General features: G+C 68.0%; 23 protein-coding genes. 10 read left to right on the forward strand and 13 right to left on the reverse strand.

Annotated features, from left to right (window positions below):
- The first annotated feature begins 78 nt into the window (after nucleotides 1-78).
- Nucleotides 79-1,524 (forward strand): threonine/serine exporter family protein, encoded by a 1,446-nt coding sequence (locus tag NI2_RS28955; protein ID WP_067497253.1) that lies wholly within the window; start codon nucleotides 79-81, stop codon nucleotides 1,522-1,524.
- Here the strand turns inward: NI2_RS28955 and NI2_RS28960 are convergent.
- Nucleotides 1,516-2,283 (reverse strand): GntR family transcriptional regulator, encoded by a 768-nt coding sequence (locus tag NI2_RS28960; protein ID WP_067497255.1) that lies wholly within the window; start codon nucleotides 2,281-2,283, stop codon nucleotides 1,516-1,518. The two genes, NI2_RS28955 and NI2_RS28960, sit on opposite strands and share 9 nt — an antisense overlap.
- Nucleotides 2,284-2,557: 274 nt before the next feature.
- On the opposite strand from NI2_RS28960, the gene NI2_RS34190 reads away from it, so the two are divergent.
- Nucleotides 2,558-3,052, forward strand: a complete 495-nt coding sequence (locus NI2_RS34190) for a hypothetical protein (RefSeq protein ID WP_133733885.1) — start codon at nucleotides 2,558-2,560, stop codon at nucleotides 3,050-3,052.
- On the opposite strand, the gene NI2_RS28975 is transcribed toward NI2_RS34190, so the two are convergent.
- A complete protein-coding gene (locus NI2_RS28975) occupies nucleotides 3,049-5,421 on the reverse strand; it encodes a lysylphosphatidylglycerol synthase transmembrane domain-containing protein (RefSeq protein WP_067497261.1) in 2,373 nt (790 codons plus the stop codon). The two genes, NI2_RS34190 and NI2_RS28975, sit on opposite strands and share 4 nt — an antisense overlap.
- Nucleotides 5,422-5,578: 157 nt before the next feature.
- On the opposite strand from NI2_RS28975, the gene NI2_RS28980 reads away from it, so the two are divergent.
- On the forward strand, nucleotides 5,579-6,508 hold the full coding sequence (locus NI2_RS28980) for an NAD-dependent epimerase/dehydratase family protein (RefSeq protein ID WP_067497262.1): 930 nt from the start codon (nucleotides 5,579-5,581) through the stop codon (nucleotides 6,506-6,508).
- A 13-nt stretch (nucleotides 6,509-6,521) separates the two neighbouring features.
- Here NI2_RS28980 and NI2_RS28985 read toward each other — a convergent pair whose 3' ends face one another.
- The 4 genes from NI2_RS28985 to NI2_RS29000 form a co-directional block, all read right to left on the reverse strand.
- On the reverse strand, nucleotides 6,522-7,466 hold the full coding sequence (locus NI2_RS28985; protein WP_243749791.1) for an MBL fold metallo-hydrolase: 945 nt from the start codon (nucleotides 7,464-7,466) through the stop codon (nucleotides 6,522-6,524).
- 78 nt (nucleotides 7,467-7,544) lie between these two features.
- Nucleotides 7,545-7,937, reverse strand: coding sequence for an RNA-binding S4 domain-containing protein (locus tag NI2_RS28990; protein WP_067497264.1), 393 nt, complete (start codon nucleotides 7,935-7,937; stop codon nucleotides 7,545-7,547).
- A 3-nt stretch (nucleotides 7,938-7,940) separates the two neighbouring features.
- Nucleotides 7,941-8,504 (reverse strand): C40 family peptidase, encoded by a 564-nt coding sequence (locus tag NI2_RS28995; protein WP_067497265.1) that lies wholly within the window; start codon nucleotides 8,502-8,504, stop codon nucleotides 7,941-7,943.
- Nucleotides 8,505-8,819: 315 nt separating this feature from the next.
- Nucleotides 8,820-9,131, reverse strand: coding sequence for a hypothetical protein (locus NI2_RS29000; RefSeq protein ID WP_243749792.1), 312 nt, complete (start codon nucleotides 9,129-9,131; stop codon nucleotides 8,820-8,822).
- A 95-nt stretch (nucleotides 9,132-9,226) separates the two neighbouring features.
- Between NI2_RS29000 and NI2_RS29005 the strand changes: the two genes are divergently transcribed.
- The 3 genes from NI2_RS29005 (at nucleotide 9,227) to NI2_RS29015 (ending at nucleotide 12,069) form a co-directional block, all read left to right on the forward strand.
- A complete protein-coding gene (locus NI2_RS29005; RefSeq protein ID WP_067497266.1) occupies nucleotides 9,227-10,408 on the forward strand; it encodes a DUF8462 domain-containing protein in 1,182 nt (393 codons plus the stop codon).
- A 253-nt stretch (nucleotides 10,409-10,661) separates the two neighbouring features.
- Nucleotides 10,662-11,585, forward strand: a complete 924-nt coding sequence (locus NI2_RS29010) for an alpha/beta fold hydrolase (protein ID WP_067497268.1) — start codon at nucleotides 10,662-10,664, stop codon at nucleotides 11,583-11,585.
- A 193-nt stretch (nucleotides 11,586-11,778) separates the two neighbouring features.
- Entirely contained in the window at nucleotides 11,779-12,069 is a 291-nt protein-coding gene (locus NI2_RS29015) for an Rv0250c family protein (protein WP_067497270.1), read from the forward strand.
- 102 nt (nucleotides 12,070-12,171) lie between these two features.
- On the opposite strand, the gene NI2_RS29020 is transcribed toward NI2_RS29015, so the two are convergent.
- Nucleotides 12,172-13,356 carry a thiolase family protein gene (locus tag NI2_RS29020; protein WP_084476942.1) on the reverse strand — a complete coding sequence of 395 codons (1,185 nt, stop codon included), beginning with the start codon at nucleotides 13,354-13,356 and terminating at the stop codon, nucleotides 12,172-12,174.
- Nucleotides 13,357-13,523: 167 nt separating this feature from the next.
- On the opposite strand from NI2_RS29020, the gene sdhC reads away from it, so the two are divergent.
- Genes sdhC through NI2_RS29035 form a run of 3 tightly spaced genes read left to right on the forward strand, consistent with a single transcriptional unit; the run spans nucleotide 13,524 to nucleotide 17,097 of the window.
- Entirely contained in the window at nucleotides 13,524-14,396 is an 873-nt protein-coding gene (gene sdhC, locus NI2_RS29025; RefSeq protein WP_371852021.1) for a succinate dehydrogenase subunit SdhC, read from the forward strand.
- A 29-nt stretch (nucleotides 14,397-14,425) separates the two neighbouring features.
- Nucleotides 14,426-16,351 (forward strand): fumarate reductase/succinate dehydrogenase flavoprotein subunit, encoded by a 1,926-nt coding sequence (locus tag NI2_RS29030; RefSeq protein WP_067497272.1) that lies wholly within the window; start codon nucleotides 14,426-14,428, stop codon nucleotides 16,349-16,351.
- 2 nt (nucleotides 16,352-16,353) lie between these two features.
- A complete protein-coding gene (locus tag NI2_RS29035) occupies nucleotides 16,354-17,097 on the forward strand; it encodes a succinate dehydrogenase/fumarate reductase iron-sulfur subunit (protein WP_067497274.1) in 744 nt (247 codons plus the stop codon).
- 15 nt (nucleotides 17,098-17,112) lie between these two features.
- Here NI2_RS29035 and NI2_RS29040 read toward each other — a convergent pair whose 3' ends face one another.
- From NI2_RS29040 to NI2_RS29065, 6 genes are all read right to left on the reverse strand, one after another.
- On the reverse strand, nucleotides 17,113-17,250 hold the full coding sequence (locus NI2_RS29040; RefSeq protein ID WP_243749793.1) for a hypothetical protein: 138 nt from the start codon (nucleotides 17,248-17,250) through the stop codon (nucleotides 17,113-17,115).
- Nucleotides 17,251-17,346: 96 nt separating this feature from the next.
- On the reverse strand, nucleotides 17,347-17,559 hold the full coding sequence (locus NI2_RS29045) for a DUF397 domain-containing protein (RefSeq protein WP_067497277.1): 213 nt from the start codon (nucleotides 17,557-17,559) through the stop codon (nucleotides 17,347-17,349).
- Complete coding sequence (locus NI2_RS29050; RefSeq protein ID WP_067497279.1) at nucleotides 17,556-17,756, reverse strand: DUF397 domain-containing protein; 201 nt, start codon at nucleotides 17,754-17,756, stop codon at nucleotides 17,556-17,558. Before NI2_RS29050 ends, NI2_RS29045 begins: the two co-directional genes overlap by 4 nt.
- Nucleotides 17,753-18,652, reverse strand: a complete 900-nt coding sequence (locus NI2_RS29055; protein ID WP_067497281.1) for a helix-turn-helix domain-containing protein — start codon at nucleotides 18,650-18,652, stop codon at nucleotides 17,753-17,755. The genes NI2_RS29050 and NI2_RS29055 overlap by 4 nt, the downstream gene beginning before the upstream one ends.
- Nucleotides 18,653-18,731: 79 nt before the next feature.
- Nucleotides 18,732-19,667: a DNA-3-methyladenine glycosylase family protein gene (locus NI2_RS29060; RefSeq protein ID WP_084476934.1), complete on the reverse strand. Its 936-nt coding sequence runs from the start codon at nucleotides 19,665-19,667 to the stop codon at nucleotides 18,732-18,734.
- Nucleotides 19,668-19,895: 228 nt separating this feature from the next.
- Complete coding sequence (locus NI2_RS29065) at nucleotides 19,896-22,817, reverse strand: FAD-binding and (Fe-S)-binding domain-containing protein (RefSeq protein WP_243749794.1); 2,922 nt, start codon at nucleotides 22,815-22,817, stop codon at nucleotides 19,896-19,898.
- Between the two features lie 168 nt (nucleotides 22,818-22,985).
- On the opposite strand from NI2_RS29065, the gene NI2_RS29070 reads away from it, so the two are divergent.
- Complete coding sequence (locus tag NI2_RS29070; protein ID WP_067497285.1) at nucleotides 22,986-24,869, forward strand: ABC transporter ATP-binding protein; 1,884 nt, start codon at nucleotides 22,986-22,988, stop codon at nucleotides 24,867-24,869.
- The last annotated feature ends 268 nt before the right edge of the window (nucleotides 24,870-25,137 follow it).

The raw sequence follows: 25,137 nt of genomic DNA on the forward strand, positions 1-25,137 counted from the left end.
TCGTGACGGCACTGCTCGCCTAGACTCGCGGTATCTCACCCAGGTGCACAGTGCCCAACGGTTGCGGACGGCGGTGACATGGCTTCCGAACACAGGATCAGCACGTGGGCGGCGGCGCGCAAGCGGGTCGCCGAGGCCGTGGCGACCACCCGCGCGCAGTACCCCGGCCGGCCGGCGCCGGTGGACGACCCACCGGTACCGGCCGATCTGCTGAACCTGCTGTGCCGCCTCGGCGTGGCGCTGGTCGGCTCGGGCGAGACCTCCCAGGGCGTGCAGCAGATCCTCGACCGGCTGTCCAAGCGATACGCCACCGACAACATCCATTTCATAGTGCTGCCCACGGCGGTGTTCGTGCGCGTTCGCACGCACGAGGGCTCCGCGGTCGACATGCTCGACGCGCGGGTGGGCACCCTGCCGCTCGACCAGATCGCCGGGCTCTACAAGCTCATCGACAAGATCGAGCAGGACGCGCCGCCACCCGCCGAGGCATCGGCCGACCTCGACAAGATCCTGTCGGCGAAACCGGGCAGTCCGCCGTTGGTGATCCTGCTCGGTCATGTGGTGCTGACGGTCGGGATCGGCATGATGCTCAATCCCGGGGCGCGGGCACTGGTCGGGTACGTGGTGCTCGGGCTGATCGTCGGGTCGCTCACCCAGCTGGCCGACCGGTTCCGGCTGCTGAAGTCGTCGCTGCCGGTGGTCGCGGCGGCCGTGGTCGCGATGCTGTCGTTCGGGTTCCCCGGGGCGCTGGCCGGTGGTCAGCCGCAACAGTTGCTGATTCCCGCCGTGGCGACGCTGCTGCCCGGGGCGATGCTCACCAACGGCACGATCGAGCTGTCGACCGGGTCGATGGTGGCGGGGGCCAGCCGGCTGGTCTACGGCATCAACATGCTGTTCCTGCTGGCCTTCGGGCTGTTCGTCGGCATCAGTCTGCTCGGACAGTTGCAGACGGTTCCGGTGAGTTCGGCCCAATTGGGTTGGTGGGCACCACTGCTCGGGGTGCTGCTGATCGGGTACGGGCATTCGTGGCGGTCGAGCGCGCCGCAGAATTCGGTGGGCTGGCTGCTGCTCGTCCTCTACATCACCTATCTCGCGCAGTTCGCCGGTAAGGCGCTGTCGGGACCGCTGACCGGCACGTTTCTCGGCGGGCTCGTCGCCGTGCCCGCGGCCTATCTGATCCGGAACCGTAAGAACGCACCGCCGACGCAGGTGGCGTTCCTGCCCGCGTTCTGGATGCTCGTGCCCGGCGGCATCAGCCTCACGGGCATCTCGGAGCTGGTGATGCGCACCCACGGTGGAGCCGCGAGCGGCGGGCTGGAAGTGATTGCCTCGGCATTGCTGTCGGTGATGTCGATCGCGCTGGGCGTGATGGTCGGTTCCGGCCTGCGGGCCTCCTACCCGCCGCACGTCGGACCGATCCTCGATTCGATCGTGCCAAGAGCGCACCTGCCGTGGCATCACACGGCCGACGCGCGGCACGCCGCCGAGGCCCGCCGCCACGGCGACCCAGACAGCTCAGGCTGATTCGGCCTCGGCCGCGGGGCCGGTGATGCCGAGCAGATCGTCGAACCGGGCGATCACCTTCTCGTGGTAGAGCGCGAAAAGGTCGACGAACAGGGCCGATTGCGCCTCTGTGGGCTCGGAGCCCGACTCCCACACCGCGAGCAGCGCACGCCAGACGAGCACGTGCAGGTCGGCGGCGACGGCGAAGTAGGCGGTGACCGCCTCGGGCACCTCGGCGACCATGTCACCGATCGTATTGAGCACCGCGCGTTGCATGCTCATCCCGAGCGCACCGAGCACCCGCCGGATCAGGGCGATCTCGGTGGCGATGATGCGCGGATAGTCGGGCACGGTGTGGCGGGCGAGCGCCTCGAGCTCGTCGACGGTTGCGGCGAGTTCGCGGTGGTCCAGCGTTTTCGCCGCGCCGGTGTAGGTGAGCAGCGCCTCGAGGACGATGCCGCGTTCCACCTCGACGATGTCGGCGAACATCTCCGCCGCGATCTCGGGCGCCGACAGGGAGAAGCGGAACAGGTGCCGGTAGGCGTCCATCCCGCCTTCGGAGCGCACATCGCGAATGGTGAAGCCCTTGCCACGGCGCGCCTCGACGAAACCGTAGGACTCGAGCCTGCCGAGGGTGAGCTGGGCGGTGGCCCGGTTCATCCCGAATTCGTCCGCGACCTGGCGCACCGAGGGCATCAGCTCGCCCGGCCGGTACTCGCCGGTGGCGACACGGCGGGCCAGCTCGTCGGCGACGTCGGCGACCACCGTCCGGGATCCCATCGAAGAAACACCTCTCGGTCATGATCCGGCTACGTCCCAGACAGCTTAGGCGCTGGACACGACGCTTGGCACGGTCGGCAATCCTCGCGGTGATTCCCCACCCCGGCCGATCAGCAAACCGATCCGACCGACCGGCATGTTCAGCGACCGGCAGGCAACCGGCGATTCGGGCAGCGAGAATTCCCGATTCTGCTGCGCGCGGATCAGACAGCGTTGCGCCGCATCGTGATTGAATGCGCACGTATCGGCGGGACCCCAGACTCTGGAGGATGCGTTGAAGCAGGTTCATTTCGTCGTATGTGCGGTCGCCGCGCTCACCGTGATCGCCGGAGCCTCCGGCTGTGGTGAGGACTCCGGCAACCAGTCCGCACATCCGAGCAGCACGGTCGCGTCGACCACATCGGCCCAGGTGGTCGCCCCGCCGAGTGAGATCGTCGAGTCGACCCGCGCAGCGGCATCGAGTACGACAAGGGCGACTTCCACCGCGTCGAGGACCACCAGCGCTGCCCCCGACGAGCCCGTCGAGGACGTGGACTGCGGGCCGGTCACCGACGCCGTCGGCGGCACCCGCACGGTGATCGCCGTCGGCTCGCCGGAGGGTCGACCCGGCTGCACCGAGGCGATCAATGTCGCCTCCACCTACGTGACGACGATCCAGCCGTCCGACGAACTCGACGTCGACGGCTGGGACTGCCACGCCCAGCCCGACCCGGCCGTCCCGTCGATCTGCGAGAAGGACGGGCTCACCATCGCGCTGCGGGCGAACTAGATCATGTTCTTCTCGCCCATCCAGCGCATGATCGGCCAGCCGAGCGCCACCGGGATCCAGCAGGTGAGCACGCGATAGAGCAGCACGGCGGGCACCGCGATCTCGGCGGGCACCCCGAAGGCGGCAAGACCACCGATCAGGGCCGCTTCCACCGCACCGACACCGCCGGGAGTCGGCGCGGCCGAGGCGAGGGTGCCGCCGATCATGGTGACGATCGTGACGGCGACGAAATCGGTTCCGCCGCCGAAGGCCTCGACGCTCACCCACAGCACGAACGCCTTGCCGAGCGTGATCACCGCCGACCCACCGACGATCACGGAGAACCGCATCGGGTTGCGGGCGAGCGCGACGACCTCGCCCACCACCTCCCGGATCTGCGGCCACACCGAATGGTTCACCCAGCGGCGCAGTTTCGGCACGAACATGAACGCGCCGATCAACCCGACGCCCACCCCGGCTGCCAGGTACAGCACGGTGGCGTCGGGCACGATGTGGGCGAGATTGGTCGAGGTGCCCGCGACGACACTGAACACCACGAGCAGCACCAGGTGGGTGAGCACCTGCATGGACTGCTGCAAGGCGACGGCTCCGGTGGCGCGCGCGGTCGACATGCCTGCCTGCACGAGGAACCGCACGCTCAGGGCCAGTCCGCCGACACCGGCCGGGGTGGTGGTGGCGACGAAGGTGTTGGCGAACTGTTCGAGGAACAGGTCGCGGACCCGGACCAGCCCGTCGGCACAGGCACCGAGCGCGGCCGCCGCACCGACATAGGTGAATGCGGTGATGACCAGGCCGAGCAGCGCCCACCACCAGTTGAGGGTGCGCAGCTGGCTGAAGAACGTGGGCACCTGGCTGAAGAACGGGTAGGCCACGTAGACGAGCGCGACGAGCAGCACCAGCTGGATCACCTGATTGCGGGTGAACCGGGTGAGCTGTTCGGAGCCGATGCGGTCGTGACCGGTCTGCTCCCGCACCTCTTCCCGCGCGGTGGCCATCACCTTGGCCCACTGCGGCACCGTCTTGCGGATGCCCGCCGGCATGGCCGATTTGGTGAGCCTGCCCGCGGCGGTGACGACGGCGCTCTCGCCGAGTACGCCGACAGCCGCCGACACGGCCTCGTGCTTGCCGAACAGCGCGGTGGTCGACACGAGCAGCTGCGCGATGTCGGTTTGGCGCTGGGAGTCCGACGCACCGAATTCGGCCGCGGCGAAACCGTTGAACAGGGTGTCGCCCTGGCACATTCGCACATGATCGGGGCGCAGGTCGCCGTGGCTGATCTGGTTGTCGTGCAGGCGGACCAGCGAGCGCCACACCCCGGGCAGCACCTGCGCGGAGAGCTTGCGCAAGGGTGTGCCGCGAGGGACGGTGTGCGCGTACAGCATCCAGCCACGGTTCAGGCTCGCCACCGCGACCTGATGCGCCGAGGCCATACCGAGATCACCGATGGCGATACCGAGCAGCGCGCGATGTTCCACCGCCCGGTGCAGCGAGCCGTGCAGTGGCGCGGTCTCGCTGGAGCGGAAGGTGAGCCAGCGCCACAGCTGGCGGATAGCGCCGAAACTGCGCTGGTTCTTGCCGTACAGCTCGACGATGAGTTCGGATTCGGGCCCGTCGACGGCGGTGGCCAGCAGCAGCGGCCCGCGACCGGCGGGGCGGACCACCCGGAACGAGTTCACCGTGTACCCACGTTCGGCCAGCACGCGCACGGCAGCGTCGAGAGGCACCTCGAGTGCCGGTGTGCCGACCAGCCAGACGATCACGGCGCCCACCAGCCAGCCGACGACCAGACCGAGCATCGCCCGCGCGGGCACCACCGAACTCACCACCAGGTGGATCGGCGCGAACATCAGCAGCAGAAACCACATCCAGCGCCTCGGCCGCACCGGCAACCACGGGCTCGACACGGTGAGCATGGCGGCGAGCATGGCGATCCAGCGCGGATCGTCGAGGAACTGGGAAAGGAACGTGTCGAACCGGTCGGGCACGGGCAGATGCCATTTGGGCGTGGAGATGCCCGCCCCGGTGATCGACAGGGCCAGCACCGCGAGCAATCCCGCCGCGCCGTAACCGAAGAGCAGTTTCCACTGTCGGCGCACAACGAGTTCGATGAAGATGGCGAACGGCAACGCCAGGATGAGCATCCCGTAGATCAGGTAGACCAGCGTCGACTGCTCGGGACTGAGGAAGTCGACGATCTTGGCGACGGACCGTTCCAGCGCCAGCCATTCGGGCCGGGTGATGAGCGAACCCGCCACCACGACGCCGACGCCCAACGACGCCGCGACCACCCGGACGATGTCACTCGTCCGCCTGATCCTCGGCTGCAGGAGACTCCCCGTGACCGGGATCTCCCGCCCGTCGACTCGCATGAGCCGCACGATACACACCGACACGCCGTGGAACCGCCATGACATCACCCAATCTCGTAGTCGCCTTTGACCAGCGTGAACCGGGTCACAGACCATCACATCACGACGCCGCGTCCCGTCCAGGAAGCAAGGAACCACCTCACCGGAAGGAACGATCATGCAGGTTCTGCTCGCCGGGGCGACCGGTGCCATCGGGCGCCCTCTGATCCGCGCACTCACCGCCCACGGGCACGCCGTCACCGCCATTGTGCGCAACCCGGCCAACCACGGGCTGGTTCGCGAACTCGGTGCCGAACCCGTCACCGCCGATGTCCTCGACCGCGAGGGACTGCTGAGCGCACTGGACGGCGTGCGCGCCGACGCGGTAATCCATCAGGCCACCGCGCTGCGCGATGCCAAGCCTCAGCGCCGCATCCCCGCCGACGATCCGACCGGCCTGTTGCGCACGGTCGGCTCCGCACATCTGCTCGAGGCGGCAGAGCTGGTCGGCGCCCGGCGCTTTCTCACCCAGTCGCTGATCCTCGGCTACGGCTACCGCGACCACGGCACGGTTCCGCTCACCGAGCGCGACACGTTCGGCGTGTACGACTGCGGCGTGGCCGACGAAGTCGTGCGGGCGTGCGTGTCGGCGGAGGAGCGGGCGTTCGCGGCGCCGGGACTCGAGGCGATCGCGTTGCGCTATGGGCTGTTCTACGGTCCGGGCGCGTTCAGCGATCTTTTCGGCGACATGATGCGCAAGCGTCAGCCGGTGGGGCCCCTCGGCGAGGGCGGGGTGAACAGCTGGCTGCACGTGGAAGACGCCGCCGCCGCTACGGTGGCTGCGCTGGAACGCGGGGTCGTCGGTCGCGCCTACAACCTCGCCGACGACACCCCGATCACCTGGGGTGAGTTCTTCCGGCTGGTGCGGCACAGCAAGCAGGCGCCGCGGCCGATCCGGTTGCCGCTGTGGCTGGTTCGGCTCGGTGTGCCCTATATCGCCGCGTTGATGGGTGATACGTCGATGCGGATCTCCAGCGAACTCGCGCACGCGGAATTGGGTTGGCAGCCCAGATATTCCAGCGTCGCCGAAGGACTGGCGGCCGGTTGAGCTGCTCGCCGGGTCAGGACGCGCCGACGCGGGCGCTGACGGCGGCGCGGTCGTGGGCGGGGATCACTTCGATCTCCGGTGGCAGGGCGTGCAGGCGGTGGATGGTCTCGAACGCGGCGGTGCGGTCGTGGTCGACGAAATCGCCGGGGATCGGGGCCTTTTCGCGGATCAGTTCGATCTGCCGCTTGCTCCACACCGCGTCGCCCGCCAGCAGCACGCGGCTGCCGTCGTCCACGGCAAGGAGCACGCCGACGCTGCCCGGCGTGTGGCCGACCAGGTCGACGATGAGAACCGAGCCGTCGCCGAACAGGTCGTGGCTGCGACGGAAGGTGAGTACCGGTGGGCCGTCGAGGTCGTACAGGTCGAACACCCGTCCACGCAGCGGGCCACGCGCCACGGCGAACGGCGCACCGGAATCGCCCATGGCCCAACGGTATTCGGCTCCTGGCACGCGGATAGGAACCCAGCCGGGCAACTCGTAGAGCCCGGAGACGTGATCCCAGTGCAGGTGGGTGGGCAGCACGAAGTCGATGTCGGCGCCGGTGAGTGCGTGGTCGGCGAGTGCCTCGCTCAGCCCGCGCACGGGGTCGTCGAGGGTGACTACGCGCGCGATGGGGAAGGGGAGTTCGGGCAGCACCCGCTGGTGCACGCCCGCACAGAGGGCGGGGTCGACCAGGAAGGTGGCCTCGGGGTGACGGATCAGGAAGGCCGACATGGTGAGCGGCGTGCAGCGCAACGTCCGTGTGCCCTCGACGACCGCCGCGGTCGGTGCCGACAACTCGGCCTGGGTGAGCGCGGCGAGCGAGACGGTGTGGCGCGCCGGTGGCAGTGGCGCCTGCTCGAGGGCGGCGAGGAAGCGGGTGTCGGCGCCGCGCGGCCACAGCAGCCGTGGGCCCGAGGAGATCGCGGCGACACCACAGGTGAGAAGCGTCGTCAACATAGCTCTGTGCTCACCCATGAGTGCCACCGTAGGCGATGGCGGCGACGACCGACCACCGCAATGATTCCGCATCCACATCCAGCGAATACCGGGCTATCAGTCGGTGCGTCCCATCAGCCGGTCCGTCTCGCGGCGTTCGCGTTTCGTCGGCCTGCCCGCACCACGATCGCGGCGTGGCAAGGTGGCGAGGACTTCCTTCGGTGGGGGCGGTGGACTGCGGTCGATCAGGCACTGGGCGGCCACGGGCGGGCCGACGCGCTTGTGGATGATCTGCTCGACCACGACGATGCGTTCAGTCCCGGCGTGCCGGATCCTGATCTCGTCACCGCGACGCACCGGCTGGGCGGGTTTCACCGTCACCCCGTTGACGCGCACATGCCCGGCGCGGCAGGCATCGGCCGCCGCGGACCGGGTCTTGAACAGACGAACCGACCAGGTCCACGCGTCGACGCGGGCCTGGTCGGGTGATCGTTGTTCCGCTGGGGACACCCCCTAGACGATACGGCGTGCCGTTACGACGTCGTCGGCGGAGAGCTGGGTGTAGGACACCGGGGTGCCCGACTGCACGGCGTTCAGCAGCTGACCGTTGCCGGCGTAGATGCCGACGTGGCCGCCACCGTTGGTGATGACGATGTCACCGGCCTGCAGGTTGTCGAAGGACACGGGCGCACCCACGTGGGACTGCTCGAAGCTGGTGCGGGGCAGCTCGACACCGGCCTGGCGGTAGGCCCACTGCACGAGACCGGAGCAGTCGAAGCTCGACGGGCCCGCGGCGCCCCAGTTGTAGGAGGCACCGAGCTTGCTGCGCGCGGCATCGAGGGCGATGTTGCCCGCCGACTGCTGCTGCTGCTCGAAGGGGTTGTCGAACTGCACGCTCGGCAGCTGCGGCGCGGCCTGGCCCTGCGGGGCGACCATGGACTGCAGCTGCTTTTCCACCTGCTGGGCGGGCTGCTCGAGTTCGGGCGGCAGATCGAAATTGCCGAGGCCCGGAATGTTGATCGTGGCGGCCTGCGAAATCGCTGGCATCGCACCGGTTGTGGCGGCCACCGCACCCATGACGAGTGCACCCTTGACGGAATTCGGCAGACGAGAATCCCGCTGCAAGCTGTGTTTACCCACCGAGACGAGTCTCCGATCTTGCTGCTCACCCGCCGCGCTGTCGTGTTCGCTTGGGAAACACGACTATTCGGCGGTGACCCGTGGCGCCGCTTCTCTGACGAAGCGACAGACTCCACTAAGTCACGAGAAGATTACGGCCTGTGATCCACGGTGTCCAGCGGTGCCCGCAAGTTGTTTTCTTGCTGCCGCCAAAGCCCTGTTCAGCGCGCTGCCACGGCGTGTCGAGAGGGATAACGGTCCGGTCTCCCGATGTCACTGCCCGTCGCGGTCGCGCAGCGCTTGTTCGAGTTCGGCGATGCGGCTGCGGGCATCGGCGAGATCGACCTCGAGCCGGCCCAGCGCCGCGACGACCGGACCGATGGCGATGTGGGCGACGGCCTCCACGGGGTTCATGTCGCCGGTTCCCGCCGCGAGGGCGGCCAGCACGCCACGCTTGATGGTGTCGGCCCGGTGCGCGCCGGGCGGCACCCGCCAGCCGGCGACGACCTGAGCGGGCGTCAGGTAGATCGGCGACGTGGCGTCCTCGTCTCGCGATGGTTGCTCCGAGCTTGGCTCCTCGAACATCGGGCTCCGTTCTTTCTCGGGTTCGCTAGCAGTATCTAGGACACGGCACAGAGTTACCGAGATTCTGCCGTGCACACGCGCTACGGTTGCCAGGCATGGACCCCGTGCGCAATCCCTATGCTCCCGGCGCCGGTCAGCGTCCGCCCGAATTGGCCGGGCGCGACAAGCAACTCGCCGCCTTCGACATCGTCCTGGAACGGGTGGCGCGCGGGCGGCCGGAGCGCAGCGTGATGCTCACCGGGTTGCGCGGAGTGGGAAAGACCGTGCTGCTCAATCAGCTTCGGTCGGCCGCGGTGTCGCGCGGCTGGGGTACCGGCAAGATCGAGGCCCGGCCCGATCAGGATCTGCGCAGACCGCTGTCCTCGGCGCTGCACATGGCGGTGCGCGCGGTCGCGATGGCGCATCGCAATCCGGAACAGGTCGACGACTTCCTCGGCATCCTCAAGGCTTTCGCGTTGCGCGCCACCGCCGACAAGGGCATGCGCGAACGCTGGCAGCCGGGTATCGATGTGCCCGCGGTGACCGGCCGGGCCGATTCCGGCGATATCGAGATCGACCTGATCGAGTTGTTCAAGGAGGCCGCGGCGCTGGCCGCCGCGATCGGGGTGGGCATCGGCATATTCATCGACGAGATGCAAGATCTCGGGCCCGCCGATGTGTCGGCGATCTGCGGCGCCTGCCACGAATTGAGCCAGGATGCCGCGCCGCTGATCGTGGTCGGCGCGGGCCTGCCGCACCTGCCCGCGGTGCTGTCGGCATCGAAGAGCTATTCCGAGCGTCTGTTCAGCTATCACCGCATCGACCGGCTCGATCGGGAGTCGGCGGATCAGGCGCTGATCGCGCCCGCCGAGCGTGAGGAGGTGAAGTTCACCTCCGAGGCGCTCGATTCGCTGTATCAAAGGGCCGACGGTTACCCGTATTTCGTGCAGGCGTACGGGAAGGCGGCCTGGGATCAGGCGCCCGAGAGCCCGATCACGGCCGAGGACGTGGCCGTGGCCTCCCCCGCCGCCGAGGAGGAACTCGCTGTCGGCTTCTTCGGTTCGCGCTACGAACGCGCGACACCCGCGGAGCGCGAGTACATGCGGGCGATGGCCGATCTGGCCGGGGACGACGGCCCGGTCGCCACGGCCGCGGTCGCCGCCGAGCTGGGCCGTAAGCCCGCCTCGGTCTCTCCTGCCCGCGACGGGCTCATCAAGAAGGGCCTGATCTACTCCGCCGAGCGCGGGACCATCGGATTCACGGTTCCACATTTCGGGCGCTATCTGCGCAGCGTATAGAACTATCCAGCTCCATAGCGCTTTTACTAGACATCGGCATAAAGGGCTGACGAACACCCTCTCGACACTTCTCTTCAGGTATCTAGACGAAACCTTAGATTCCTTTAGAGAGTCCCGCGATCACAGGAACCGCCGCGCCGGAGTCTTTTGCGCATCGGCTGAATAACGCGAGGCATGCCCGGTTAACGCCAGGGCTACCCAGGTCGAAACACCACCACAGCCCGCGCACGCAGTCGACCAGGAGGCCCAGCCCATGGACATCACAACGGCCGAGGCCCGCCGCTGCACCGTCGTCGCCGACGACGGCACGCCGATCGCCACCCGCACTTACGGCTCCCCCGATGCCCCGATGACCGTCGTCTTCGTGCACGGCCACTGCCTGCACACCGAATCGTGGGCCCACCTGCGCGAACAGCTGCGTACCCGGTGGAGTTCGGACACCAAGATGGTCTTCTACGACCACCGCGGCCACGGCGAATCCGGCCACGCCCACCACGACACCTACACCATCGACCAGCTCGCCGCCGACCTCGACGCGGTGCTGCGCACGATCGCGCCGGCCGGTCCGGTGGTGCTGGTCGGGCACTCGATGGGCGCCATGGTGCTGCTCGCCTACGCCCGGCTCTACCCCGAGACCATCGGCACGCGGGTCACCGGCGTCGGCCTCATCGCGGGCGCGGCGGGCGGGCTCACCGAGCTGGGTCTCGGCAGACTGCTCAACCGGCACGCCGTCGCTTCCCTCCAGCGCGCGGTGGTCCTCGCGCCACGCGTGATGCAGGCCTCGAAGCGCCTGTCACGCTGGGTGTTCGGACCGCTCATCCGCGAGGGACGTGAGCGTACCCGGACGACGGCGATCGCCACGGCGATCCTCAACGAGACCGCGCTGCTCACCATGGCAGGCTTCCTGAACTCGCTGCTGACTTTCGACGAGGCGCACACCCTGCGCCGCTTCGGCGACCTGCCCGCGCTGGTACTCGCCGGGTCGGCCGACCTGATGGTGCCGTTCACCCATTCGATCGCGCTGGCCTCGGAACTGGCCGGTGCCGAGCTGGTGCGGATCGAAGGCGCCGGTCACAGCGTGATTCTCGAACACGCCGAGGAAGTGGCCCACGCCATCGCGGCGCTGGTGGAGCGGGCCGGTGTGAGCGTTCACAACCGCTACGCCATCGCGGGCTGACATCCAACAGTTATCCGACGGCAACCGCCGAATCCCCAGCAACTTCGGGCGTAAACCGAAAAGATCAGTTACTGTGGTGGAGATCACGTTGTGTGGTGAGTCACACAGCTCGGTGCAGCGCGGCCCGGGAGCTTTTCGGGCGTGCCCGTGATCCGGCGAGTCGGTATGCCCGCCATATACCCAGGAGGTAACGATGACACGCAGCGATATCGCGGAACTGCGCTACGCGGTCGGCCAACTCCGGCAATCGATCGGCGCACTGCGCTCCAACTACGGCGACGCGGCCACCGTGCGCCGGCTGGAGAACGACCTCGAGCGGCTCGTCATCGACGCCGAGGACTTCGAGCAGGCGCCCCCGCCGGAACTGGCCGTGCCGCGCCGGGCGGAACCGATCTATGTTCCCGACAGCAAGTCCGACGAGGCGGCCTGGATGGGTGCGCAGGACGAGGGCCTCGGCTTCCACTCGCGGCCGAGGACAAAGTAGAGGCACGACCTCGGCGCGGCGGCCTCCGGGTTGCCGCGCCGACCCCTGTCAGCGGCGCACGGGCCTGACACACTGCCGCAGGCCCACGGTGCCGCCGACCGGTCAGGCGCGGTGTCTACCCAATCGCCGACTGCTGCGTACCCCGTGGAATCGGGCGCCGCGTGGGGTCTCGACCGGCTCGTCGGATTCGGCGGATTCGAACAGCGCAGCAATGCCGTGGTCGTGGCCGAGCGCGATGGCTTCCAATCCGAATCGCCCGCCGGTGCGGCCCAATTCGTGCAGCATCGTGGTCATGATCCGCAGGCCGGTGGCACCGACCGGGTGACCGAGCGCGATGTCGGAACCGTTCACATTGAGGCGGTCGAGCGGGTCGAGTTCCCAGGCGGTGGCCAGGGCCAGCACCTCCACCGCGTAGCCCTCGTTGATCTCGAGCAGGTCGACATCGTCGAGCGTGTGACCGGTGCGGCCGAGCAGTTTGGCGACCGCCGGTGCGGCGCCGAGCGCGGGCCCCGAGGTGTCACAGCCCGCGGCGGCCCAGCCCGCGAGGAAGGCCATCGGGGTCAGGCCGAGCGAGGTCAGCCGGTCCTCGGCGACGACCAGGCAGGCCGACGCACCGAGCCGGTGGCTGCTCATGTTCCCCACCGTCACCACGCCGTCGGGCAGCAGGGGCCGCAGGCCGGCCAGGGTGTGCGTGGACAGGTCGTCACGCACGCCTTCGTCACGGCCGATCTGGTGACCACCGTGTCCCGGGCCGACATCCACCGGAACCACTTCCGCGCCGAACGCGCCCTGGCGCCAGGCCCGCGCGGCTTTGCGATGACTGGCCACGGCGAATTCGTCGGCCGCGGCGCGGTCGATCCCGTAGTAGCCCGCCAGTCCTTCGGCATTGTGCAGGCCCTCGACGCCGCCGGGTAGTCCGGGTGGGGTGGTCACGCATTCCACTCCCCCGGCGACCACTACGTCGGCGGCACCGGTCTGCACCATCATGGCCGCGGTGATCACGGCCTGCAGTCCGCTGCCGCCGTGCCGGTCGGTGAGAAAGCCGGGCACCGCGAACGGCAGCCCGGCGCCCCGGGCGGCCAGCGCACCGACGGCAGGCACGTTCGCCAGGCCGCCGTCGACGCAGGCCATGGCGACGTCCTCGATGCGCAGCGGGTCGATGCCGGAGCGTTCGATCACCGCCGAAAGGACCGTGGTCGCCAGCCACTCGGCGGGCATTCCCGACAGCGCTCCGCCCTCCACCCCGCTCGGGGTGCGGACCGGCGCCACGATCGCGGCTCTTCTCATGGCCATAGGGCACCACACGTTTGTTGCACCGGCATGACGCGCCTTCACAGGCGCAACGCTGTGATGGAGATCACCGCCATGCGAGGCAGGTGAGTGCGTGCGACCCGACTCGAGCGGCCGGAACACAGGCGTATGGTGCTCCACATCACAGTCCACAGCGGTGGGAAATGAATGCCGCCGCACACCTGCAGAGCAGCGAGGCATCGACCGTGAGTGCCGCACCGACCACCACCCCCGCCGCGGGGACCGGCGTCTTCAGCCGAACAAGGGCCCGTATCGCCGCGCGCACATTGCGCACCGACCGCTGGTGGCTGCCGCCGCTGCTCACCACCCTCGGCCTGACCGCCTTCGTCGCCTACGCGACGGTCAGATCATTTGTGCGCACGGCCTATTGGGTGCCGGAGTACCACTATCTGACACCGTTCTACTCCCCCTGCCTCAGCGATTCGTGTGTACCGGGTTCGAGCCATTTCGGTACGCCGTTTCCCGAGCTGCCGATGTGGATTCCGCTCGGGTTCGTGGTGCTGCCGTTCCTGCTCGGGTTCCGGCTCACCTGCTACTACTACCGCAAGGCCTACTACCGGTCGATGTGGATGTCGCCGCCCGCGTGCGCGGTGGCCGAACCGCACGCGCGCTACAGCGGCGAGACGCGGTTGCCGCTCATCATCCAGAACGCGCACCGCTACTTCTTCTATGTGGCGCTGGTCGTTTCACTGATCAACACCTACGACGCACTGTCGGCGTTCCACGGCAGCGGCGGCGGTTTCGGCTTCGGCCTGGGCAATGTGGTGTTGCTGGTAAACGTCGTCCTGCTGTGGGCGTACACGCTGTCGTGCCATTCGTGCAGGCATATCGCGGGCGGCAGGCTCAAGCATTTCTCGGCTCACCCGGTGCGGTACTGGTTCTGGACTCAGGTGTCCAAACTCAACACCCGCCACATGGCGCTGGCCTGGACCACGCTCGGCACCCTCGTCCTCACCGACTTCTACGTGATGTTGGTGGCAAGCCAGACCATTTCGGATCTGCGGTTCGTGAACTGAACCGCGACAACGCGAGGAGCTTCATTTCGATGCCAGAGGTGGAACGGCACGACTACGACGTCGTGGTGATCGGAGCGGGCGGCGCGGGTCTGCGAGCCGTGATCGAGGCACGCGAGCAAGGCTTTTCGGTGGCGGTGGTGTGTAAGTCGCTGTTCGGCAAGGCACACACCGTGATGGCCGAGGGCGGGTGCGCGGCCTCGATGGGCAATGCCAACGAGAAGGACAACTGGCAGACCCACTTCAAGGACACGATGCGCGGCGGCAAGTTCCTCAACAACTGGCGGATGGCCGAGCTGCACGCCCGCGAGGCAGCCGACCGGGTGTGGGAGCTGGAAACCTATGGGGCGCTGTTCGATCGGACACCCGACGGACGCATCTCCCAGCGCAACTTCGGCGGCCACACCTACCCGCGTCTGGCGCATGTGGGTGACCGGACGGGGCTGGAACTGATCCGGACCATGCAGCAGAAGATCGTGTCGCTGCAGCAGGAGGACTACGCGGCGACCGGCGATTACGAGGCGCGGATCAAGGTCTTCGCCGAGTGCACGATCACCGAGCTGCTCACCGAGGACGGAAAGATCGCCGGCGCGTTCGGCTACTACCGTGAGTCGGGGCAATTCGTGCTGTTCCGGGCGCCCGCGGTGGTGCTCGCGACCGGCGGTATCGGCAAGTCCTACAAGGTCACCTCGAACTCGTGGGAGTACACCGGTGACGGGCACGCCCTCGCGCTGCGCGCAGGTGTCACGCTGATCAATATGGAGTTCCTGCAATTCCATCCGACGGGCATGGTGTGGCCGCCGAGCGTGAAGGGGATCCTCGTCACGGAGGGTGTGCGCGGTGACGGTGGCGTGCTGAAGAACTCCGAGGGCAAGCGGTTCATGTTCGACTACATCCCGCCGGTGTTCAAGGGCCAATACGCCGAGACCGAGGACGAGGCCGATCAGTGGTTGCGCGACAACGACTCCGCGCGCCGCACCCCCGACCTGCTCCCCCGCGACGAAGTGGCACGCGCGATCAACGAAGAGGTGAAGGCGGGGCGCGGCACCGAGCACGGTGGGGTGTACCTGGATATCGCGTCCCGGATGCCCGCCGAGGAGATCGTGCGGCGGTTGCCGTCGATGCATCACCAGTTCAAGGAACTGGCCGATGTGGACATCACCGCCGAACCGATGGAGGTCGGCCCGACCTGCCACTACGTGATGGGCGGCATCGAGGTCGATCCAGACACCGGTGCGGCCGTGGTGCCCGGATTGTTCGCGGCCGGTGAGTGTTCCGGCGGCATGCACGGTTCCAATCGACTGGGCGGGAATTCCTTGTCGGACCTGCTGGTGTTCGGCAGAAGGGCCGGTCTCGGCGCCGCGGCCTACGTCGGCGGGCTGACCGAGCGCCCCACACCCACCGACGCCGACGTCGAGTCGGCGGCGAAAACCGCTCTCGCACCGTTCGATCCGCCGACGGACGGGGCAGGCGAAAACCCCTACACCCTGCACGCCGAGCTGCAGGAGACGATGAACGACCTCGTCGGCATCATCCGCAAGGAGCACGAGGTGCGCGAGGCCATCGACAAACTGGCCGACCTGCGCGCCCGGTACGCGCGGGTCACCGTGGTGGGCAACCGGCACTTCAACCCCGGCTGGCACCTGGCGCTCGACTTGGCCAACATGCTGCTGGTCAGCGAATGCGTTGCCCAGGCGGCGCTGTTGCGCACCGAGAGCCGAGGTGGACACACCCGCGACGACCACCCGGGCATGGATCCGACCTGGCGCAATTCGCTGCTGGTCTGCGCCCTCGACCCGGCGCGCTCGGACGGACTGGTTCCCGGCGTCACCGTCACCCGCAAGGAACAGACTCCCATGCGCGAGGACCTGCTGGCCCTGTTCGAATTCTCCGAGCTCGAAAAGTACTACACCGAGCAAGAATTGGCGGCCCACCCGGCGGCCGAAGGAAAGGCGTGACCATGGGATACGACGCTCGTTTCCGGGTCTGGCGCGGTGACATCGACGGCGGCGACCTGCAGGACTACACCGTCGCGGTGAACGAGGGCGAGGTGGTGCTCGACATCATCCACCGCCTGCAGGCCACTCAGACCCCCGACCTGGCGGTGCGCTGGAATTGCAAGGCGGGCAAGTGCGGTTCGTGTTCGGCGGAGGTGAACGGGCGGCCACGGCTGCTGTGCATGACCCGCATGTCGACGTTCGCTCCCGACGAGGTCATCACGGTGACCCCGATGCGCACCTTCCCGGTGGTCAAGGATCTCGTCACCGACGTGTCGTTCAACTACGAGAAAGCCAGGGAGATACCGTCTTTCGCGCCGCCGGAGCTGGCGCCGGGCGAGTACCGGATGAAACAGGTCGACGTGGAGCGCTCGCAGGAGTTCCGCAAGTGCATTGAATGTTTCCTGTGCCAGAACACCTGTCACGTGGTGCGCGACCACGAGGAGAACAAGCAGGAATTCGCCGGGCCGCGCTACCTGATGCGCATCGCGGAACTGGAGATGCACCCGCTCGACACCGCCGACCGGCGCGAACTCGCCCAGGAGAACGCGGGTCTCGGCTATTGCAATATCACCAAATGCTGCACCGAGGTGTGCCCGGAACACATCAAGATCACCGACAATGCGTTGATTCCGCTCAAGGAACGGGTGGTCGACCGTAAATACGATCCGATTGTCTGGCTCGGCAATAAATTGTTCCGGCGGTGAGACCGTGGCTGTCCGCTACAAGACAGCCACGGTCCCTACCGCTACCGATCCGACCAGTAATCCGATGAACAGCGCCGCGAGCAACGATCCGGTGAGTGTGTAGATTCCGATCGCCGATACCGCGAAAAGCAGGATCACGATCAGGCGTTCCACCCCGTCCTCAGGCGCCAGCCTCCGGTACCGGGGTGCAGTTTTCTTCAACCCTCGGTCCATGGAGAAGGATTACCCACCGGGGGCATTCGGCAAACGTTACGGGCGGTCGAACTCACCGTCGTGTACGCCCGCCGTGAACGCCGCCCATTCGCTCGGGGTGAAAATGAGCACCGGGCCGTCCGGGTTCTTGCCGTCACGCAGGGCTACGTTGCCCTCGTCGAGCATCGCCACCTCGACGCTCGCGTCGTCACCGTCGCCTGCGCGCTGCCAGGTGGCCCCGGTGAGATCGATATCGCGTTTGGTGTTCACGCCAGTACCCCGGTGTCGATGCTGCGGGTGAAGGCGTCCCAGCTCGGTCCGTCGAAGACCAGCGCGGGCCCGGCCGGATTCTTGCTGTCACGCACGCCGACGTGCCCGCCGAACAGAAAGGCAACTTCCACGCAATCTTTGTTCGCGCTGCTGCGGGTGCTCTTGAACCAGTGTGCGTCGACGAGATCGAAACTCATGCCACATACTCCTTCGCGACCCGCCGGAGCAGGTCTCTACTCGGTTGACAATCCAGCGCATGGCGCCGGAGGCACTCGTGAGCCCGGTCGTACCGTGTGACATCCGTGCGTCGTTCCAGGTAGAGGTCGCCGGTAAAGCCTTCGGCGTACACCACCGGTGGTTCGACCGGTTTACCGCTGCCATCGGTGCCGAACTCGAGAACCGTGAAAGGTCCGGTGGAGACTCCGAGTGGAACACCGGCGGCAAACGGCAGAATACGCAGTGCGACATTGCCCCGGGTACCGAAATCGGCAAGATGGCGCAACTGCGCAGCCATCACCTTGGCATTACCGACGACGCGATGCAAGACCGACTCGTGCACAACGACATCGAGTTCGGCCGGTTCGTGTTCGCGCCCGATCAAGGTCTGGCGTTGCATGCGCAGCGACACGCGCCGTTCGAGTTCGGCGGGTGAATCTTTCGGGCAGGCAAGCTGATTCAGTGTGCGCACATAGCTCGCGGTCTGCAGCAGACCGGGGACGAGCTCGGATTGATAGGTGCGCAGGGTGCGGGCGGAGGCCTCCAATCCGATGTAGATGTCGAAGTTCTCGGGAATGAGATCGCCGTATGCGTGCCACCAACTCTTGACGGCGGCCTGCTGAGCCAGGCCGGCCAATCCGTCGGTGACCTCGCGCGGAACGCCGTAGATGCGGCAGAGTTCGTTGATATCGATGGTGCGGATGCGGTCGGCGTGGCCCTTTTCCAGGCGTTGCAGGGTGCTCGCGCCCCATTCCATGCGTTTGGCCGCCTCGGCGATGGTCAGGCCCGCCTTGGTCCGCCATTCACGCAGATGGCGGCCGAGTTGACGGCGCGGCAGCGTAGACGCCGCCGGAGTTCGGTTAGATGCAGTGGCCACAGCCGTGCTCCTTCGATTCGCGCTGTGGGGAATCCTGCACTCTCCCGTGGGTTCCGTGCAGTGAATTGGGCCCGATCGATCAGCGGGCGCGGTGATCGGTGATCGGAGTGCGCGGGCCGAATTTCGGTTTGTGGGCCTGGCCGCTGAGCATGAGCAGACGCACGGCCCGATACCGGTGTGGGCGAAGAGGTTCCAGGTAGGCGACCATGGCGTCGTCGTCGATGGGGCGCCCGAGCAGGCTCCAGCCGACGGTGGCGGCCAGGTGGTAGTCGCCGACGGAGAGGGCGTCGGCGTCACCGAACGCGCGCTGTGCGGTCTCGGCGACGGTCCACACGCCGATGCCGGGGATGCTGCGCAGCCGGGTCGCCGCTTCCCGCGGGTCGAGGCAGGCGGTGCGTTCGATGGCGTCGGCCACGCGGGCGGCGCGCACGATCGTCTGCGCGCGCTGTGGGCCCACATTGGCGCGATGGAATTTCCACGAAGGGATCCGCCGCCAGGTGTCGGCATCCGGCGCGATCATCAGGTCACCGGGACCGGGGGCCTTGGTGCCGAACTCGCGTACCAGCGTGCGGTACGCCGCGAAGGAGGACTTGGTGTGCACCTTCTGTTCGAGAATCGCCGGGATCAGCGATTCGAGCACCTGGCCGGTGCGCAGCATCCGCAGGCCGGGGACGCGGCGGTGCGCCTCGACCAGCTTGGGATGCTCGGGGGCGAAATCCTCGACGTTCTCCTCGAGGCACAGCATGCGGTCCAGGCCGCTGAGGAACTCCTCGGCACCGGGGCCCCAGGCGCGTGCGTGCACGCCGTCACGGCCGTCCTGGGTGAGCCGGTAGGTGACCGGGCCGCTGGGCAGGCGCGAGGCATGCCAGTGCGAGCCGTCCGGGTCGGTGCGATGGCAGGGATCGCCCATTCCCCGGCGCAGGGGCGCCACCGTGAGCCCCACGTCGAAGGGCCTGCTCGACCGGACCGTCCGCGACAGCCCGGCCAGGTCCGGGTTCAGGGTCTGGTCACGCACCGACCCATTGTGCGCCCTTCTCCCCCGGCGACGCCATTTCGTAATACCGACCACATTCGCGACGATGAAACCCTCGTCGGCAAACAGTCGGCATCCCCTCGTCACAGGAGGCAACGGATGATCACGGACGCGCTCAACTGGCTGCTCGCCGCATGGGGCAATATCTTCGCAGGCAGCTCCGGGTATCAGATCCCGCCGGGGACCCTGCCCTTCGGCAGCTGAGCCCGGTCACCGTTCCAGCAGGTACCTGGCCAGATGCAGGCCGGGTCTGCGGGCCAGCTGGGCGGCCTGGGTGCGGCAGGAGAAGCCGTCGGCCAGGAAGACCGCGTCCGGTGCCAGGGTTTCCAGCGCCGGGAGCAGAGCGTTGTTCGCGACCGCTACGGAGACGTCGTAGTGGCCTTGCTGCATGCCGAAGTTTCCGGCGAGCCCGCAGCAACCGGCCAGTTCCCGGACCGTCACGCCCATCGCCGCGAGGATGGTCCGTTCGGCGGTGAAGCCGCCGACGGCGTGCTGGTGGCAGTGCGGCTGGACGACGACCGTGTCCGCGCGGGCCGGTGGTCGCCAGTCGGGGTGCTCGAGGAGGAATTCGGCGAGCGTGCGGACCGATGCGGCCACCCGGGCGGCGCGTGGGTCCTCGGGGAGCAACTCGGGGAGGTCGGCGCGCAGGGTGGCGGTGCAGGACGGTTCCAGCCCGACCACCTTGCCGCCCTCGGCCACGTGGGCGGCAAGGGCGTCGACGGTGGCGCGCAGGCGGGTGCGGGCGCCGTCGAGCTGGCCGGTGCTGATCCAGGTGAGGCCACAGCAGACGCGGGTGGTGGGGATGACGACCCGGTAGCCGAGTCGTTCGAGGAGTTCTGTTGCGGCCAGCGCGTTTTCGGGGTCGAAGGTGTCGGTGAAGGTGTCGATCCAGAGCATGACGGTGCCGCGTTCACCCGGCTGAGTGGCATGTTCACGGTCGATCGCGAGCTGTGCGAAGGGAAGGTGCGCACTCGATAGTGGCTCGGTGCGCTGGTTTCCGCCGAGCGCCGTCCACATTCGACGGAACGACTTCGGCGCCAGCGTGGGCATCTCGCGGCGAGTGTCTATGCGGGACAGACGCATTCCGATTCGACGCAGGAAGGTTGCGCCTGCGAGGGTGTTGACCATGCGCGGGGCACGTTGGGCCAGGGTGAGCCAGCGAGGGAGTTGGCCGAGCACATAATGATCCACAGGGCGCGGGCGGCGGCGGTAGCGGCGGTAGAGGGTTTCGGATTTGTAGGTGGCCATGTCGACGCCTGCCGGGCAATCCGAGGAACAGGCCTTGCACGACAGGCACAGGTCGAGGGATTCCTCGACTTCCTTTGCGCGCCAGTCCAGTTCCCCACGGACCACTTCTTGGAGGACCCGAGCGCGGCCACGTGTGGTGTCCTTTTCGTCGCCGGTCGCCAAGTACGACGGGCACATGAAGCCACCCGATGCACCGGTGTCGGCTCGGCACTTGCCGATTCCTACACATCTGTGCACAGCTGTGGATAAATCGCCGTTGTCGTTGCGGAGGGCGAAGCCATGGGCCCGGACCGGGACCAGACCGGCTACGCGCAGGTCGGTGTCGACGGGGCGTGGGGCGACCAGCACGCCCGGGTTCAGGATGCCGTCCGGGTCGAACAGGGATTTGAAGCCGGCGAAGGCTCTGCGTGCGGCCGGTGTGTACATGACCTCGAGCAGTTCGGAGCGGGCGCGGCCGTCACCGTGTTCGCCGGACAGTGAACCACCGTGGCGCACAACCAGATGCGTCGCGTCGAAGAGGAACGAGCGGAAGCGCTGTGGGGCGTCGGCGATGGGGAAGTCGAGGCGGACGTGGATGCAGCCGTCGCCGAGGTGGCCGTAGAGGAGCCCGGATACGTCGTATTCTGCGGTGAGCGACGCGAATTCGCGCAGGTAGGTGCCGAGATTTTCCGGCGGGACTGCGGCGTCCTCCCAACCAGGCCAGGCCGGCTTGCCGTCGGGGGAGCGGCCGGCGAGGCCCGCACCGTCGGCCCGAATTCGCCAGAGTGCTTTCGTCTCAGCGGCATCCGTGATTATGCGGTGGTCGTCGGCGTGAGCTTCCCTGACGAGCTGCCGGGCGACCGCCAAGGCTTCGGCGGGTGTGGCGCCTGCTGTTTCGACGAACAGCCAGCCGCGGCCGCGTGGGAGGTCGGGGACCGTGCCGCGGTGGGTGCGCACGACGTCGACCAGACCGGCATCGATACCCTCCACCGCGATCGGTGCGCACTGCATGACGGCCGCGATATCGTCTGCTGCCGAGGCGATATCGGGGTAGCCGAGCACGGTGAGGACGGTCGCATCCGGCAGGGGAGCAAGCGCGACTTCGGCCTCGAGCAGCACGCCGCACGTTCCTTCTGAGCCTACGAAAGCCTTCGCTATCGACGAACCTCGTTCCGGCAAGAGGTGTTCCAGGCTGTATCCCGAGGCTTGCCTGTCGAACCGACCGAGTTCTGTTCGCAGCACTGCGAGGTTGTCGCGGGTGAATTCCGCCAGGCCCGGTATCGCGGAAAGACCTGGCGGAGAAGTTGTTCGGAGGCCGCTGTCGAGCAATCGGCCGTCCGCGCGCGACCGCGCAGGGACGGTGCCGAAGCGCCGCTCGGTGGCCGTTCCGTCGAGAATGCGCAGTCCACGGACCGTGTCGGAGGTTCGGCCCCAGGCCAGGGCGTGGGGGCCGCAGGCGTTGTTGCCGATCATGCCGCCGAGGGTGCAGCGGTCCTGGGTGGAGGGATCGGGACCGAAGCGCAGGCCGTGCGGGCGCAGGTGGGCTTGGAGGTCGGAGAGTACGAGACCCGGTTGAACCCGAGCGGTTGCGGACTCCACGTCGACCGCACGGACAGCATTCATATGGCGGCTGAAATCGACGACGATCCCGGGGCCGATCGCGTTTCCGGCGACGGAGGTGCCCGCCCCACGTGGGGTCACGGACAGGCCGTTCTCACGCGCGAATTCGAGCGTGGCCGCTACATCGTCGTCGCCGCGCGGGAAAACGACCATGGTGGGCCGGACGCGATAGTTGGAGGCGTCGGAGGAGTACTCGGCCAGTCTGCGCGAAGACACATCGACCACACAGCCGACCCGCGCTCGCAAGGCATCGGCCGCCCGCTCCGCATCCACGCGCCTCGTCACCCGTCCAGCCTATTCCCGGTGCCCACCTCGGCCCGGGTGACCACCCGCCCACAAGCCACCACCCGGCCAGGTGGGCAGGCCCGAATTTCGGCTTGCTCTCAACCTAACTTGAGGTTCTACTGTCGGTGGGCACGAGTTGACTGGGCGGGGAGCCGAGGGAGAGCACACATGAGTATCGAGTCCGTGGCCTACAGCCAGATGTATCGGCGGATGAACGCGCCGGAGGAGGAGCGGCCGTTCAGCATGGCCACCGCGCGCCGGATCCTGCGGTTCGCGCAGGCGCATCGGCGCCGGATTTCGGCGTTCCTGCTGCTCAGCGTGGTCGCCGCCGTGCTCGGTGTCGCTACGCCGGTGCTGGCGGGCAAGGTGGTCAACGACATCGTCAATGGGTCGGCGCCGCGCACGGTGGTGATTCTGGCGCTCGCCATCGCGGGGTTGGCGATCGTCGACGCGGGGCTCGGGTTGGTGATCCGGTGGTTGTCGGCGCGGATCGGTGAGGGGCTGATCCTCGATCTGCGGACCGCCGTGTTCGACCATGTGCAGAAGATGCCGGTGGCGTTCTTCACCCGGACCAGGACCGGTGCGCTGGTGAGCAGGCTGAACTCCGATGTGATCGGGGCGCAGCGCGCGTTCAGCGACACCTTGTCCGGCGTGATCACCAACCTGGTGACGCTGCTGCTCACCCTCGCGGTGATGCTCAGCATCTCCTGGCAGATCACGCTGCTGGCGCTCGTGCTGCTTCCGGTGTTCGTCATCCCGGCCCGGCGCGCGGGTAATCGGCTCGCGGAGATGCAGCGCGAGGCCGCCCAGCTCAACGCGGCCATGAGCACCCAGATGACCGAGCGGTTCTCCGCGCCCGGCGCCACCCTGGTGAAGCTGTTCGGCAGGCCGCAGCAGGAATCGGCGGAATTCACGGTCCGGGCCACCCGGGTGCGCGATATCGGGGTGCGCACGGCGATGCTGCAGACCACGTTCGTCACCTCGCTCACGCTCGTGTCGGCGCTGGCGCTGGCCCTGGTCTACGGTCTCGGCGGTTGGTACGCGCTGGCAGGCAGCCTCGACGCGGGGTCGGTCGTCGCGCTGTCGCTGCTGCTGACCAGGCTTTACACCCCGCTCACCGCGCTGGCGAGTGCCCGGCTCGAGATCATGTCGGCGCTGGTGAGCTTCGAGCGCGTGTTCGAGGTGCTGGATCTGAAGCCGCTGATCGAGGACGCGCCCGGCGCCGTCGCGGTGCCCGACGGCCCGGTCTCGGTGGAACTGGACGGCGTGCACTTCGGGTACCCGTCGGCCGACAAGGTGTCGCTCGCCTCGCTAGAGGACGTCGCCACGCTCGACACCCGCGGCGGGGTGGAGGTGCTCCACGATGTGTCGCTGCGTGCCGAACCCGGCCAGCTGGTCGCGCTCGTCGGTTCCTCGGGTGCGGGCAAATCGACCATCGCCCAACTGGTTTCGCGACTCTACGACGTCGACTCCGGAGCGGTCCGGCTCAACGGCACCGACGTGCGTGAGCTCACCACCGAGTCGATCCAGCGCGCCGTCGGCCTGGTCACCCAGGACGGGCACCTGTTCCACGACACCATCCGCGCCAACCTGCTGCTCGCCCGCCCCGAGGCCACCGAAGACGAACTCTGGGACGCCCTGCACCGCGCCCGCCTCGGCGACCTGGTCGACTCGCTCACCGACGGCCTCGACACCGTCGTCGGCGAACGCGGCTACCGCCTCTCCGGCGGCGAACGCCAACGCCTCACCATCGCCCGCCTGCTGCTCAAGCAGCCGCGCGTGGTGATCCTCGACGAGGCGACCGCCTCCCTGGACTCCACCTCCGAAGCCGCCGTCCAGGAAGCCCTCACCGAGGCCCTCACCGGCCGCACCGCCCTGGTGATCGCCCACCGCCTCTCGACCATCCGCGCCGCCGACCAGATCCTCGTCCTGGAAGACGGCCGCATCATCGAACGCGGCACCCACGCCGACCTCCTCAACGCCGACGGCCGCTACGCCGAGCTGTACCGCACCCAGTTCGCCGACGACCCGATGACCCCCGCCATCGCCTGACCCGGGCACCACTCGGCCGGAAACACCCGAGTCCACCACCGACCGCCCTCCGCGCCCACCTGGCCGCCTACCGCACCCCCAGCCGACGCGGCACTGCCAAGTCCCGCCGCCTACCGCACAGCCCGTCCATTTGGCACCACACCCGCTGGCCGCCTGCCGCGCTCCCAGCCCACGTGCACCGCGCAAGCTGGCCGCCTACCCCAAGCCCACGTGGCACCGCTCGAGTCCGCCACCTACCGCACACCCAGCCACACGGCACCACTTAAGT

The sequence above is a fragment of the Nocardia ignorata NBRC 108230 genome, from assembly GCF_001612905.1.
Lineage (GTDB): Bacteria > Actinomycetota > Actinomycetes > Mycobacteriales > Mycobacteriaceae > Nocardia > Nocardia ignorata.